Raw genomic sequence first — 13,725 nt, 5'->3', positions numbered from 1 at the left:
GGGCGGTCCGGCGGCCGGCGATCGGGCCGGCCGCCGGGTTCTTCAGCTGGTCCGCGTCAGATCGACCGCGGGCAGGTCCTTCAGTTCCTCGCGGGTCAGGTCCACCTGGACGCCGTAGGTGGCGTCGACCACGTTGCGGATCGGGACCGCGACCTCCTTGCGGCTCCACAGGTGTCCTTCACTGAGCAGGATGTGCGTGACGTGGTGGTCGGGGGCGGCCATCAGGCCCTTGATGTGCCCGATGTCGCCGTCGGCGGCGTGCAGGCGCTCGTTGCGGACCAGCTGGACCTCGCCGGCCGGGACACGGTCGTAGGTGACCACGTCCGGCTTGGCCGGGGCCCGGTAGCCGCCGCCGAGGGCGCCGCCGCCGCTGACCGGTCCGCCGGTCGGGGCCGCGGGCTGCACCATCTCGGTGGCCTCGGCCGGCTCCAGCAGATCGAAGCCGGACGCGGTGCAGGTCAGAACGATCATGTCGGGTCCGGCGCTGCCGACCAGCGACACCGGTACCAGCCGGGCGGCATGCGGATCGCGCCCGACGACGAGGTGGGTCAGAGCCCGGGTACCCGGGTCCATGATGATCCGGTGCAGCCGGCCGCAATCACCTTCGGAACAAGTGACGCTGGTCCCGATGGCATACGGGGTTTCCTTTTCGATCATCGTGCTCATAGCAGCCTCCTCACTGCTCACGCGGATGAGTTCAGCGGCGCCGCGCCTCTGCCAGGTACCCGGTCACAGAGTTTGAAACAGGCACCGGGGCAAGCGCCGCAACGGTTTTGAGCAGGAAAAAGAAAAAAGAGCCCTGCGACAAGGGCTCGCCTCCGGTGAAAAACGACGCGGCTGCCGGGTACGGCGACGGCAGCCGCGCCGGCTTCAGCGGGCGGCCTCCCGGTCCGACCACGTCTTGATCGCCAGCAGCCGCTGGCGCATCGCCTCGGTGTCCTCCACGCCCGCGGCAGCGCCTGCCTCGCTGTCGCCGTCGGCACTGTCCGGGCCCTGCGGGAGCCCTTCGGTGGAGACACCGTGCGCGGCGAAGAAGCCCTCGGCGGTCTTGTGCGCCAGGGTCACGGCAACGCGCGGATTGCTCACGAATGTGCTCTGTACGTGCTTCCACACGCCGTCCAGGTACGCGCGGTCCGCCTCGGAGAAGCGCGGCGGCACAGGTGTGGCCGCGGCGCCGCCGACGCCGGGTCGCGGGTCGGCCCGTCCGCTCTCGATGAACTTGCCGACGCGCGTGCCGAACCCGCCGAACGTTCCGGCGGCCGAGGTCCGCCAGCCGGCGGGACCGAAGTAGTACGCCGCCACCAGAGCGGCGAGGACGATCAGGACGACGATCACAGTGACGACCATGACGACCCCTCCCGGGCCCGGCCCGTTGCCGGGACACCCGCCGATACCCGATTCCCGGCCGGCCATTCGGCGATGTCGGGGACAGCGGCGCGAATCAGAGTTCTCAAAAACCTCCAACCGGCGGAGGATGGGAGGATGGCGCACCCTGCCGAACGCCGGTGTGGTCCCGAACCCGGCGCGCCCCGCTTCACCGGCCAGAAGATCCTGATCGTGGACGACGACCGCCGAGGCGCCTTCGCCCTCGGCAGTGCCCTGAGCGCCCGCGGCCTGACGGTCCTGCAAGCCGCCACCGGCGCGGACGGCCTGGCAGCCGTCGAGCACGACCCCGCCATCCGAGCGGTCCTGATGGACGTCGCGATGCCCGGCCTCGACGGCTACGCCACCGCCGCCCGCATGCGCCGCCTCGACCAGGGCGCCGCCACCCCGATCATCGCGGTGACGTTCGAGGCGACGGCGGCGGATCGGGCCAGGGCCCTGGACGCCGGGATGGACGCGCACATGCCCAAGCCGGTGGACGTGCCGCGGCTGCTGCGACTGCTGGCGGATCTGATGAACTGAGGAATTGAGGAACCAAAAAACTGTGGAGCCAGAAAACTGAGGAGCCAGAAAACTGAGGAGCCGAAAGGGGGATGGCGCGAGGCCTGCGATCGCTAGCTTCTGCTGAGCGAACTCGGGCCAGAGCGGCGGGCGATCGCCGGCTCGTGAGCTGAGCGGCGAGCGGCGGCCGCCTACTCCTGCTGAGCGACCTGAGCGAAATCAGCTCCGAGCAGCAAGCGATCGCTCACTCCTGATCCGGTCCCGGGCTCGCCTGGTCCGCACGGTCCGCCTGGCCGTCTTCATCGCCTGCCTGATCTCCGTGTGCTGCCTCACCCGCCGCCGCCCCCTTCGGCGGCCGCCCGCGCCGCGGCATCTTCCCCACGTCGTCGGGCAGCCGCCCGGCCTGCGCCAGAGCCTGCCGCAGCACGTACTCGATCTGCGCGGTGGTGCTGCGCAGCTCGTCGCCGGCCCAGCGCGCGAGGGCGTCGTGGACCGACGCGTCCAGGCGCAGCAGGATCTGCTTCCGCGGGCTCACAGTGATTCCGGTTCGCCTTACTGGTAGAGCGTGCCGGTGTTCACGACCGGCTGGGTCGCCTGCTCGCTGCAGAGCACGACCAGCAGGTTGCTGACCATCGCGGCCTTGCGCTCCTCGTCCAGTTCGACGATGTCCTCCTCGCTCAGGGCGTCCAGGGCCGAGCGCACCATGCCCACCGCGCCTTGCACCAGGCGCTGCCGGGCGGCGACAACCGCGTCGGCCTGCTGGCGGCGCAGCATCGCCTGGGCGATCTCGGGGGCGTAGGACAGCCGGGTGATCCTGGATTCGATCACGTTGATGCCCGCCAGCACCACCCGCTCGGCGATCTCCTCCGACATGCGGGCGGTGATCTCGTCGGCGTTCTGGCGCAGGGAGACCTGGCCCTCGGTGCGCGCGTCGTACGGGTAGCCGCCGGCGATGTGCCGGACGGCGGTCTCGGTCTGGATGGCGACGAAGTCGTTGAAGTCGTCGACCGCGTACACGGCCTTGGCGGTGTCCCGGACCTGCCAGACCACGACCGCCGCGATCTCGACCGGGTTGCCGTCGGCGTCGTTGACCTTCAGCGTCGCCGTCTCGCTGTTGATCACGCGGGTGGAGACCTGGCGCCGCGAGGTCAGCGGGTTCACCCAGCGCAGCCCGGTCGTGCGGATCGTGCCGACGTACTGGCCGAACAGCGTGACCACGCGCGCCTGCCCCGGCGAGACCGGAGTCAAGCCCACCAGCAGGAACAAGCCCGCGCCGCCCGGGATAACGGCCCAGGCGCGCGTCGCGTCCATGGTCAGCGCCGCCACCGCGATGGCGATCCCGGCGAGCACGATCACCGCGCCCAGCGCGCCCCACCCCGAGACGTCGCGCGCCGACTGCTCGCTGATCGGCACCTCCGCGGCCTGCACCTCCGCGGCTTCCGCCACCGGTGTCGGCTCCTGTCCGCCCTGATCCGTCGTCATCGCATGCCCCCTGCTCCTGCGGCCCGTGAATTCTCTATCAAAGAGATATCACTTTTAGCCGCCGGCAGCCAGGGTTCTGCGCTCTCCTGGCGCGGACCTGCGCAGACGTGCGCGGACCGTGTCACTTCCCGCCGCCCGCCCCCGGCTCCTCTTCGCCGTCCTCGACGAGGACCGCGTCGCGCAGGGTGCTGAGAATCCGGGTCAGGTAGCGCGAGACCTGCATCTGCGACACCCCCAGCTCGGTGCCTATCTGGCTCTGGGTCATGCCGCGGAAAAAGCGCATGAGCAGGATCCGCTTGTCCTTCTCCGGCAGCGCGGCCAGCAGCGGCTTGAGCGCTTCACGGTCGACGACCCACTCGTAGGCGTCGTCGTCGCCGCCCAGCGTCTCGCCAAGGCTCGCGCCCTGCTCGTCGCCGGGGACCAGCGGACGCTCCAGCGAGGTCGCGCTGTAGGCGGCCGAGGCGTCGAAGGCCTCGACGATCTCCTCCGGCTGCGCGCCGAGGTGCTCGGCCAGCTCGGCGATCGTCGGGGAGCGGCCGAGCCGGCGCTCCAGCTGCTCGGCCGGGGCGCCGTGCAGCGCCAGGCTCAACTCCTGCATGCGGCGCGGGACGTGCACGTCCCAGGTGGAGTCGCGGAAATAGCGCTTGATCTCCCCGGCGACCATCGGCGTGAGGTAGCCCAGGAAGGCGGTGCCGCGCGCGGGGTCGAAGTTGTCGACCGCCTTGATCAGCGCCAGGTACGCGACCTGTTCCAGGTCCTCGGCGGTGTCGGCGGGGACGGAGAAGCGCGAGGCGACGTAGCGCGCGTAGTTCATGTGCTCGGCGATCAGCTCGTCGCGCAGCGTCCGGTGGCGCACGCTGTCGGACTCGCAGTCCGCCAGCAGCTCGAAACGGCGGTGGATCTCCGCGCGGTGCTCGGCGCGGTCGCGCGGCACGCCGCCGAGCCGCGGCGAGGGAATGCTCGGCAGGGGGAGGTCGGCGTCCTGCTCCGGCAGCCGGCGGTCGGCGCGCACAGCGCGCGGCGCGACCGGAGCGGCCGGGACAGACGGGGCAGCCGACCCGGACGGCGCGGCCGGCACCGAAGGCGCGGCGGAGGCGCTCGACGCCCCGGACGCCCCCGACGCCGCGGGCTCGCCCGCCGCCGGGCGCACCGGATCGCCGTCGCGCCCGGGCCCGCCTCGGCCGGACGAAACCGGACCGGGACCGCTCCCCCGAGTGCTCACCGCACCTCCGCCCGGGCCGTGCGGTCGGGTCCTGGCGCGCCGCCGGCGGCGCGCTTGACGATGTCGACCCGCACCCGGCCGGCTTCCTCGGCCCACTGCAGATCGTCGACCAGCGCCGCGAGCAGCGACCAGCCGAAGCCGCCGACCTGCGGTTTGGAGCCGGGCCGGGCCTCGGAGGAGACCGTGAGCGCCAGCCCGGCCGGGCTCAGCCGGAACACGCAGTCCAGCTCCTCGCCGATCGCGTCCACCTCGTCGGGGAGCAGCAGCAGGCCGCAGGCCTCGTCCACCGCCAGGCGCCAGTCGCCCATCTCGGCCATCGAGAACCCGGCTCGCACCCCGAGATGCCCGGCCGCCGACCGGACCAGGACGACGTAGTCGCGCTCGGCGGGGATGCTCAGCGTCACCGGGACACGGCCGTCCGTGCCCTCGCCGCCGCCGTCGGCACCCGTGCCCACGCCGGCCTCACCACCCACACCGCTCACGCGCTCCATACGTCCTGCTCCCCTTTCCACGGCGACGCCTGTGTGCCCGCCCCAGCCGGTACCGCTGCTCGCGGCCCGAGTCGGCACCATACGGCCTTTCCCCCGCCGTCCTCGACCGCGACCCCCCAGGCCTGGGCGAGCTGGACCACGATCGCGAGCCCCTGACCTCCGAAAACGCGCTCGGAGGGCGGGATCAGGCGCGGCAGGCCGGGACTGCGGTCGTGGACCCGGACCGTCAGCATCCCGTCATCGAGTTCCAGCTCCAGCCGCATCTCGGTGCCGGCGTGCCGGACGGCGTTGGTGATGAGTTCGCTGACCACGAGCGCGGCGTCTGTGACGAAGTCCTCAGCGTGCCACCTGGTACAGGTCTCGGTCAGGAAGGCCCGGGCGGCGGCCGGTGCCGAGGGCCCGGGCGCCAGCTGGGTGTGGGCCGTCCGGCGCGACGTCATCGCGCCAGATTCCCAGCCGTGAGCCGACCCGATATCGTCGGTAGCGATCCGGGATCACGCGGGCTGGGTGGGAAAACAGGAGGCATCATGGCGGTCGAAGGCTTCTCGGTCGAGGTCGACAACGACCCGGACCGGGGCGGAGCCGCCGCGGTGCCCGGGGACGGCAAGGACAGCCAGGCCGTCACGGTCACCGTCGCCGGTGACGTGGACCTGGCCGCGGCGGACACGCTGTGGAGCGTCCTGGACGAGTACGTGCGCTCCGGCGCGCAGGTCGTCGTGGACTGCTCGCGGGTGGCGTTCCTGGACTCCATGGGGCTGCGGACCTTGATCCGCGCCCAGCACAAGGCCAAGGCTTCGGGCGCCCGGCTGACGCTGGCCGCGCCGTCGGAGGCGGTCCTGCGGGTGCTCCAACTGGCCGGGGTCGCCGACCTGTTCGTGCTCGACGTCAGCGGGAGCGGCAGCGCACGCTGACCGTCGGCCATCGCCACCCCTTCCTCGCGTCCGATCCGCAGGCCACCCGCGAACACCGCTACCCGTTCCACCGAATCCAAACTCGGTCCGGATCCGGTGCCGCGGCACGCTGCGGCCCTGGGCTCATTGTCATGCACCCGACGTGCCCAAACATAGCCCAGGACCGCGCAGCGCAGGCGTTGGTCGAAACGATTGACGCCGGCGGTGGCCGATAGGAGTCCTCTCGTGGCGGCCGGTAGCCGACGCGCCGTGCCGGAACGAGCCCGGAGGCGCCTCAGGCCGCGTCGAGGTAGGCCAGCACCGCCAGCACCCGCCGGTTGCCGTCCAGATCCGGCAGCAGCCCGAGCTTGGCGAAGATCGTGTTGATGTGGTTGCTGACCGCCTTCTCGGTGATCACCAGCCGCCCGGCGATCCCGGCGTTGGCGTGCCCCTCGGCCATCGCGGCCAGCACCTCGCGCTCGCGCCGGGTCAGCGAGCCGAGCCGCTCGTCGCGGGAGCGGCGGGCCAGCATCGTGGCGATGACCTCGGGGTCCATCGCCGTGCCGCCGCCGGCGACGGTCCGCACCGCGTCCAGAAACGAACGAACGTTCGAAACGCGGTCCTTCAGCAGATACCCGATCGCGCCGGCGCTGTCGGAGAGCAGCTCCCGCGCGTACAGCGGCTCGACGTGCTGCGACAGGATCAGCACCGGCAGGCCTGGCACGCGGCGACGCGCCTCCAGCGCGGCGGCCAGTCCCTCGTTCTTGAACGTCGGCGGCAGACGGATGTCGGCGACCGCCACGTCCGGCTTCTCGGCGACCAGCGCGTCGAGCAGGTCCGGGCCGGTCTCCACGGCGGCGACCACCTCGAAGCCGTGGGCGGTCAGCAGACGCACCAAGCCGTCCCGCAGGAGTGCCTGGTCCTCGGCCAGCACTACGCGCATCGCCGACTCCTGGCGCATCGCAAACCCCTCATCGCAAAATCCTCATTCGCCCGGCACCTCCAGCGTCACCGTCGTCGGCCCGCCCGCCGGGCTGACGACCGTCAGCCGGCCGTCGAACGCCGCCAGGCGGCGCCGCACGCCGGACAGGCCCTCGCCGCGGTCGGGGTCGGCACCGCCGTCGCCGTCGTCCCAGACTTCTGCGACAACGCCATTCGCGCCGGTGATCCGGTCCTCGCGCCGGAAGACGTCGATCCTCGCCCGCGCCGCGCCACTGTGCTTGAGCACGTTCGCCAGCGCCTCGGCGATCCCGAAGTACAGCGCCGACTCACGCGGGGCGGGCAGCCGCTCGGTCAAGTCGCTGCGTACCTCCACGGGGATCGGCGAGGCGTACGCCAGCGCGCGCAGCGCGTCCCCGAGCCCGCGCTCGGCCAGCACCGGCGGCAGGATCCCGCGGACCAGCGAGCGCAGTTCGGCCAGCGCGGCGCCGCTGTGCTCGCGCGCCTCGGCCAGCAGCGCGATCGCCTCGTCCGGGTTCTCGCGCACCAGGTCCTCGGCCATGCCCAGGCTCAGCCCGACCGCCGCCAGGCGCGCCTGCGCCCCGTCGTGCAGATCGCGTTCGATGCGGCGCATCTCGGCCTCGGCGTCGTCGCTGACCCGCTCCCGGGTGACGGTCAGGGTGCTGATCCGCTCGCCGACGTCAGTCGGCGCCAGCAGCGTGCTCGCCCACAGCGCCTGCGCCCGGATCAGCGCCGGGCCGACGAAGGGCGCCAGCGCGAGCGCCACGAGCCCGAACCCGAGACCGAACGGCCAGAACGGATCGTCGCTCAGCGCCAGCCCGGGGATCGCGATCACCCCGACCACGCCCCAGCCGGCCAGCGTCAGCGGCAGCAGTCCGAGCGCCATGCCGACCGGGATGTTCGTCACCATCCACAGCAGGTCCCGCCAGGTCGCGGGGTCGCCGAGCAGCCAGCGCAGCCGACCCCGGCCGGCGCGCGGCAGATACGGCGCCTCGATCTCGACGCCGCTCCACCGCGCGGCGATCCCGCGCTCCCAGGTCGCCAGCCCGCGCACCGCGCGGATCACGTACGGCACCAGCACGCCGCCGCCGATCGGCATCAGACCCAGCGTCAGCGCCGCCGCGACCAGCAGCGGAATCCCCGCGAGCAGCGACACCGGGGCGAGCACGAGCCCGCGGCCGACCGCCAGCGCGGTCGCGGCGCCCCGCTCGCGCCACGCGCCGGCTCCCCCGCCGACCACCTCTGACAGCCCGGCCATCCGCCTCATCCCTTCGTGCGTCGCCATTATCGCCGCACTACCCGCCGACCGCGGCCAGCGCCGGCACGCCGAGCACCCGCCGCGCCGCCCCCAGGCACGCGGCCAGGGTCAGCGCCGTGACGCCGGCCGCGATCCCGAAGAACACCCACAGGCCCTGCTGCGGCATCAGGTGGCCGGTCTTGGCGTAGCTGAACGGGACGACCCCGGCCAGCGCCGCCAGCGTGCCGAACACCAGACCGGCGGCCAGGATCGCGCACGCCTCCCAGCTCAGGGAGCGCCGCACCTCGCCGGGCGTGTCGCCGATCAGGCGCCGCTGCCCGAACTCGCGGCGGCGGTGCAGCGTGCCGGCCACGGCGATGTTCGCCACCACCACCGCCGCGAACAGCGCGATCATGCCGACCACCAGGAAACTGAGGGTCTGCACGCCCTTGTCGTCGGCTGAGGGGACGAGGTGGTGCGCGCGGTTGGCGTCGTCCTGGATGAACTGCTGGTAGAGCGCGCCGTTGGCGAGCGCCACGAACAGGATCACCGGCATCAGCACGCCGGCCGCCGGCCGGGAGTGGCGCCGCAGTTCGGCCTCGGCCAGGTAGCCGCCGCTGCGCCGCATCAGCGGGCCGAGCACCGCGCCGGTGGCCCGGATCAGCGCCGGAGCCAGCAGCGCCAGCCCGATGCCGGTGAGGATGCAGGCCTGGCCGGCGGTGGACATGGTGGCGTAGCCCTCGTTCTTCATCAAGGTCGCGGTCATCACCCCGGCGTCCAGCCCGAGCAGGATGAACACGGCCGCTGCGATCTTGCGCTTGCGCGACATGCCCGGATTGTCGACGGAGGCCGAGACCAGCGCGGCCGCCGTGCTCTGATTCGCCGCGCGGCGTCCGGCGACGATCGCGGCGACCAGGGCGGCCACGGCGACGTCGCCGAGCCCGATCGCGAGGGTCGTGGCGCCGAACCGGAAGCCGACGCCGTTCGAGACCTGATGCGTGGACTTCAGCGTGGCGAGCACCGCGCGGCCCACGGCCATGCCGGTCGGCGTCGCCGGGATCGCCGCGGCGGCCAGCAGGACCGCGGTCTCGATCATGATCATGCGGCGGATCTGCGCGGGTAGCGCGCCGGCCGCCTTCAGCAGCGCGATCTCCTTCTCGCGCTGCTGGACCGCCAGGCTCAGCGTGGCCGCCGTGCCGAAAGCGATGATCAGGGCGCCCCAGCCGCCGATGACCAGGGCCATGGTTTGCAGCGCCGAGCGGTCGTCCTTGGACAAGCCCGGCGCGCTGCCGGTCTCGTAGAGGGAGGCGAAGCCGGTGAGGATCGCGCCGCCCAGGAACAGGTTCAGGAACGAGGCGAGGTAGGCCGCGCGGCGGTGACGCAGGTTGCTGAAGCTCGTCGAGATCATGTCACGCCGCCTTTCCGGAGAAACGGGAGGTCGCGGTGCTGGTTCCGTGCGTGGCGTGAGCGGCGTCGGCGACGTGAGCGGCGGCTTCCGTTGGGCGGAACGCGGCCATCCGCGCAGCGACTCCCGCGGCCTGCGGCGCCCGCATCTCGTCCACGATCCGGCCGTCGGCCAGGAACAGCACGCGGTCGGCGTAGGCGGCGGCCACCGGGTCGTGCGTCACCATCACCACGGTCTGCCCGAACTCCCGCACCGACTCGCCGATCAGCATCAGCACCTCGGCGGCGCGCACCGAGTCCAGCGCGCCGGTCGGCTCGTCGGCGAACAGCAGCGCGGGCCGGTTCACGATGGCCCGGGCGATCGCGACCCGCTGCTGCTGACCGCCGGACAGCTCGGCCGGGCGGTGGTTCAGCCGGTCGCCGAGGCCGACGCGGTCCAGCAGGAGGCGGGCTCGGTTCTTGTCCTCTCTGCTCAACGACGTCCCGGCGATCCGCGCCGGCAGCAGCACGTTCTGCCAGACCGTCAGCGTCGGCAGCAGGTTGAAGGCCTGGAACACGAAGCCGATGCGGCCGCGCCGGAAGCGCGTGGCGGCGGTCTCGTCGGAGGTGTCCAGTTCCTGGCCGCCGATCAGGACGCGGCCGAAGTCCGGGCGCTCCAAGCCGGAGGCGCAGTTCAGCAGGGTGCTCTTGCCCGAGCCGGAGGGTCCCATCACGGCGGTGAAGGTGCCGTAGGGCAGACCGAGGCTGACCTGGTCCAGGGCGGCGACCTTCACCTGGTCGCCGAACGTCTTGCTCACCGATTCCAGACGCAGCGCGTCTTCCATGGCTGTCATGGATCCAGATTCGCCGGATGCGCCTTCGGAATCAGGGGTGCTAACACCTGTCTTCGCTGCGCGAGGGCTCGAACCCTGGCACACGCTCGATCGTCACATGAGCTGATGAGTCTGGCATCAGACACTTCTCGCTCTTATCCCGCCACCGCCACCCAAGATGTGAAGATGTGCCACATGCCACAAACCCCCGGCACTCACGGCAGCGGTCACCGAGCACCCACGCGGCGCGGAAGCATCACCGGGGGGCGGGTCACGGCCTTGCTCGTGGGCGCCCCGGCGATCGGGATGTTCTTCGGCGGCGCGGTGTTCGCGGTGCTCAGCGCCGGTGCCGCGACGCTGGCGGCGCTGCGCGTGCGGCCGGAGGGGTTGTGGTGGGTGCTGCCGATGGCGCCGGTGGCCGTCTGGGCGGTGTGCGTGAGCCGCGCGATGTTCGACGCGGCCGGGGGCGGCGGCAAGCAGGCCATCGCTGTCGCGCACGGCGCGATCGACGCCTTCCCGGCCATGACGGTGACGTTGCTGGCCACGGCTGCCGTCGCGTTCTTACGCCGGGCCGCCCGCCGGAGGTCGGTCGGTGCCTGACTCCACTCCTCCTCCCCCGCCGCGCCGTCCTCGGCCGCAGCCTCCGTACGACCTGTCGCCGCGCGGTCAGGGTCCTCGTCACCAGGACGATCTGCACTACTGGACGCCGCGTCCGCAGCAGCCGGAGCGTCCTGCTCCGCCTCGGCGTCCCGCTCCCGAGCCGCCCCGGCGGCGTCGGCGCCGCGCGACGATCGTCGCCCGCGCCCTGGCCTGCACGACGTCGGCGGCGATCGTCCTGGCCAGCGCCGCGATCTGGGCCGAGTATCACAACCTGACCTCGGGTCTGCTCACCTCCAACGCGATCAACGAGATCCGCTCGGGCGAAAAGGGCTACGTCGCCCCGCACCTGGACGGCTCAGTCAACCTGCTGCTGATCGGGCTGGACTCGCGCAAGGACATGAACGGCAACGATCTGCCGACCGACTTCGTGGAGCAGGAGCTGCACGCCGGTTCCTCGGAGATCGGCGGCTACAACGCCAATGTCCTGATCTTCCTGCACATCCCGGCCGACGGCGGGCGCGTGACCGCGTTCTCCATCGCCCGCGACGACTACGTCGAGGAGCCCGGCGGGTCTTCGGCCGTCGGTGACATCCCGGACCTGGGGATGCACAAGATCAAGGAGGCGTACGGCCGGGCCAAGGCGATCGCGGTGGACCGGCTGAAGGCCTCCGGCATGACCGACCAGGCGCAGATCGAGAAGGTCAGCCGCGAGGTCGGGCGGGAGTCCACGATCCGGGCCGTGCAGCTGCTCACCGGCGAGCACGTGGACCACCTGGCAGAGATCAACCTGCTGGGTTTCTACGACGTCGCCCAGGCGGTCGGTCCGATCGAGGTCTGCCTGAACCATCCGGTGAACGACCCGATCGAGGACGGCGCGGGCACCGGGCTGAAGCTGCCGGCCGGGCACTCGATGCTGGACGCCGCGACCGCGTTGCAGTTCGTGCGTCAGCGTTTCCATCTGCTGCGCGGGGACTTCGACCGGAACCGGCGGCAGCAGGCGTTCCTGGCGGCGGTGATGCACAAGCTCAAGAGCGAGGGCGTGATCGGCGACCTGGGCAAGATGCAGGCGCTGTTCGACGTGGTGAAGAAGGACGTGGTCATCGACGATTCCTGGGACGTCCTGGACTTCGCCGACCGCGCGCAGAACCTGACCGGCGGGAACGCGGACTTCCGGGAACTGCCGATCACCGGGCAGCCGGTGCTGCCGGCGGACGGTTCGGTGAACACGGTGAATCCGTTGCAGATCCGGCAGATCGTGATGACCGGGTTCGGGGACGCCAAGGAGTTCGCGACCGAGATGGCTCAGGCCACTGAGAACGGCGGGGATCCGGCGTCGTCGCTGGGACCGCGGTCGCTGACCGATCCGGGTGCGGGACTGGCGCAGGGCGGTTCGGTACTGCCGGGGCAGAATGCCTCGGTGCAGGCCGGTGCGGCGCAGGGCGACGGCGCGCCCGGCGCGTTGCCGCCGCTGCCGGCTGCGCGCGGCGGGGAAAGCGGCGCGGGCCTGGGCATGCGCCCGGCGGCGATCGCGCCGTCGGACACGCACACCGTCGTCGACCTTTACAACGCCACCGCCAGGAACGGCCTGGCCACGACGGTCGGGGACTGGCTGGCGGCGTCCGGCTGGCCGGTGGACAAGACCGCCGGGGCGGCGGCGCAGAGCCGGACCACGATCCTGTACGGCAAGGGCGCGGCGAAGGCGGCCGGGCAGCTCGCGGCGGCGCTCGGCGTGCAGGCGCTGCCGGCGCCGTCGGCGCGTACCGCGGCCGGACACGTGCTGATCAGACTCGGTGCCGACTACACTCCGCCCGGTGGACCCCAGCCTCTGGCGCCGACCGACGCGACCGGCCCGGGCCCGGCGGATCCCGCGGATCCCGCGAACCCTGCGAACCCCGCGAACCCCGCGACCGCGGATCCGTCCGGCAGCCCGGACCCGGCGGACTCCCCCGGCATCGCCATGGACAGCGGGATCACCTGCGTGAACTGACCCCGCCCCCGGTGCGCGGCACCGTACAGGAGAGCCCGATGACTGCGACGAACCCGCTGGACCTGGCCAGGCACCTGCACTACGAGCACATCCCGCACCCGCACGTCGCCGCCCGGCACGCCGAGGGCCCGGTGAAGGTCGCCGACCAGCACCGCACCGACAACGCCGTCACCCGCTTCAACACCCAGGCCGCCCTGCTGATCACCAAGGCCGTCGGCTCGATGTGGTGTGCCTACCTGTTCGCCGCCTTCGACCTGATCAGCCTCCCCGCAGCGATCCGCGGCGGCGCGTCGACCATCGTGGCCTGGGTGGCCCAGACCTTCCTCCAGCTGGTCCTCCTATCGGTGATCATGGTCGGACAGAACGTCCAGGCCGACGCCGCCGACGCCCGCAGCGAGGCGACGTACCACGACGCGAGCGCCACCCTGCACGAGACAGCGCAGCTCCAAGAGCACTTGGCGGCACAGGACGCACTGCTGACGCGGATAGCGGCGCATCTCGGGTTGAACCCGGTGCCGGTGATCGACATCGCGGGGATGGAGGCGAGGGCGGTGGTGGTCGGGGAGGTCGCTGATGTGGAGGGCGAGGGTTCGGGTGCGGGCGGCGGTTCGGGGGCGGGTGCCGGCGAGGGCTGCGGTACGCACCTCACGAGTGCCGCCGACTAGGTATCAAGCCTCCAGTGTCAGCAGGCTGATCATCTGGCCAATGAGTCCGAAAAGGTACGTTTTCCGCCGCGACACGATCGGCTCCGGCGGC

The 13,725-nt window shown here is 72.1% G+C and carries 16 protein-coding genes; 5 read left to right on the top strand and 11 right to left on the bottom strand.

All coding sequences use genetic code 11. The features are described from left to right. Positions 1-42 precede the first annotated feature (42 nt). Together CACI_RS09600 and CACI_RS09595 are read right to left on the bottom strand one after the other, a co-directional pair. A complete protein-coding gene (locus tag CACI_RS09600; RefSeq protein ID WP_012786139.1) occupies positions 43-666 on the bottom strand; it encodes a hypothetical protein in 624 nt (207 codons plus the stop codon). A 204-nt stretch (positions 667-870) separates the two neighbouring features. After that, positions 871-1,347: a hypothetical protein gene (locus CACI_RS09595; RefSeq protein ID WP_012786138.1), complete on the bottom strand. Its 477-nt coding sequence runs from the start codon at positions 1,345-1,347 to the stop codon at positions 871-873. A gap of 135 nt (positions 1,348-1,482) precedes the next feature. On the opposite strand from CACI_RS09595, the gene CACI_RS09590 reads away from it, so the two are divergent. Beyond that, positions 1,483-1,905 carry a response regulator gene (locus tag CACI_RS09590; protein WP_012786137.1) on the top strand — a complete coding sequence of 141 codons (423 nt, stop codon included), beginning with the start codon at positions 1,483-1,485 and terminating at the stop codon, positions 1,903-1,905. 223 nt (positions 1,906-2,128) lie between these two features. On the opposite strand, the gene CACI_RS09585 is transcribed toward CACI_RS09590, so the two are convergent. The 5 genes from CACI_RS09585 to CACI_RS09565 form a co-directional block, all read right to left on the bottom strand. Next, positions 2,129-2,419: a hypothetical protein gene (locus tag CACI_RS09585; protein WP_012786136.1), complete on the bottom strand. Its 291-nt coding sequence runs from the start codon at positions 2,417-2,419 to the stop codon at positions 2,129-2,131. Between the two features lie 17 nt (positions 2,420-2,436). After that, positions 2,437-3,366 (bottom strand): SPFH domain-containing protein, encoded by a 930-nt coding sequence (locus tag CACI_RS09580; protein WP_012786135.1) that lies wholly within the window; start codon positions 3,364-3,366, stop codon positions 2,437-2,439. 121 nt (positions 3,367-3,487) lie between these two features. Continuing rightward, positions 3,488-4,588 carry a SigB/SigF/SigG family RNA polymerase sigma factor gene (locus tag CACI_RS09575; RefSeq protein WP_012786134.1) on the bottom strand — a complete coding sequence of 367 codons (1,101 nt, stop codon included), beginning with the start codon at positions 4,586-4,588 and terminating at the stop codon, positions 3,488-3,490. After that, positions 4,585-5,079, bottom strand: coding sequence for an ATP-binding protein (locus CACI_RS45335; RefSeq protein WP_012786133.1), 495 nt, complete (start codon positions 5,077-5,079; stop codon positions 4,585-4,587). Before CACI_RS45335 ends, CACI_RS09575 begins: the two co-directional genes overlap by 4 nt. Continuing rightward, entirely contained in the window at positions 5,067-5,519 is a 453-nt protein-coding gene (locus tag CACI_RS09565) for an ATP-binding protein (protein WP_012786132.1), read from the bottom strand. Before CACI_RS09565 ends, CACI_RS45335 begins: the two co-directional genes overlap by 13 nt. Before the next feature lie 87 nt (positions 5,520-5,606). On the opposite strand from CACI_RS09565, the gene CACI_RS09560 reads away from it, so the two are divergent. After that, positions 5,607-5,990 carry an STAS domain-containing protein gene (locus CACI_RS09560; protein WP_012786131.1) on the top strand — a complete coding sequence of 128 codons (384 nt, stop codon included), beginning with the start codon at positions 5,607-5,609 and terminating at the stop codon, positions 5,988-5,990. Between the two features lie 274 nt (positions 5,991-6,264). Here the strand turns inward: CACI_RS09560 and CACI_RS09555 are convergent, their stop codons facing one another. Genes CACI_RS09555 through CACI_RS09540 form a run of 4 tightly spaced genes read right to left on the bottom strand, consistent with a single transcriptional unit; the run spans position 6,265 to position 10,394 of the window. Beyond that, positions 6,265-6,912, bottom strand: coding sequence for a response regulator (locus CACI_RS09555; RefSeq protein ID WP_012786130.1), 648 nt, complete (start codon positions 6,910-6,912; stop codon positions 6,265-6,267). Positions 6,913-6,954: 42 nt separating this feature from the next. Next, positions 6,955-8,187 (bottom strand): sensor histidine kinase, encoded by a 1,233-nt coding sequence (locus CACI_RS09550; protein WP_012786129.1) that lies wholly within the window; start codon positions 8,185-8,187, stop codon positions 6,955-6,957. Between the two features lie 37 nt (positions 8,188-8,224). Then, positions 8,225-9,574 carry an FtsX-like permease family protein gene (locus CACI_RS09545; protein ID WP_012786128.1) on the bottom strand — a complete coding sequence of 450 codons (1,350 nt, stop codon included), beginning with the start codon at positions 9,572-9,574 and terminating at the stop codon, positions 8,225-8,227. Position 9,575: 1 nt separating this feature from the next. Continuing rightward, entirely contained in the window at positions 9,576-10,394 is an 819-nt protein-coding gene (locus CACI_RS09540) for an ABC transporter ATP-binding protein (RefSeq protein WP_012786127.1), read from the bottom strand. A gap of 183 nt (positions 10,395-10,577) precedes the next feature. Here CACI_RS09540 and CACI_RS09535 point away from each other — a divergent pair, with 183 nt between their 5' ends. The 3 genes from CACI_RS09535 to CACI_RS45330 are packed head-to-tail and all read left to right on the top strand — an operon-like array spanning position 10,578 to position 13,634. Beyond that, positions 10,578-10,982, top strand: coding sequence for a DUF6542 domain-containing protein (locus CACI_RS09535; RefSeq protein WP_143765190.1), 405 nt, complete (start codon positions 10,578-10,580; stop codon positions 10,980-10,982). Beyond that, positions 10,975-12,969 (top strand): LCP family protein, encoded by a 1,995-nt coding sequence (locus CACI_RS09530; protein WP_012786125.1) that lies wholly within the window; start codon positions 10,975-10,977, stop codon positions 12,967-12,969. The genes CACI_RS09535 and CACI_RS09530 overlap by 8 nt, the downstream gene beginning before the upstream one ends. A 38-nt stretch (positions 12,970-13,007) precedes the next feature. After that, on the top strand, positions 13,008-13,634 hold the full coding sequence (locus tag CACI_RS45330) for a DUF1003 domain-containing protein (protein ID WP_012786124.1): 627 nt from the start codon (positions 13,008-13,010) through the stop codon (positions 13,632-13,634). Positions 13,635-13,725: the final 91 nt, after the last annotated feature.

Source organism: Catenulispora acidiphila DSM 44928 (genome assembly GCF_000024025.1).
GTDB classification, from domain to species: Bacteria; Actinomycetota; Actinomycetes; order Streptomycetales; family Catenulisporaceae; genus Catenulispora; species Catenulispora acidiphila.
Note: the sequence above shows the minus strand (reverse complement) of the source record. Positions and strands in the feature narration are given on the sequence as shown.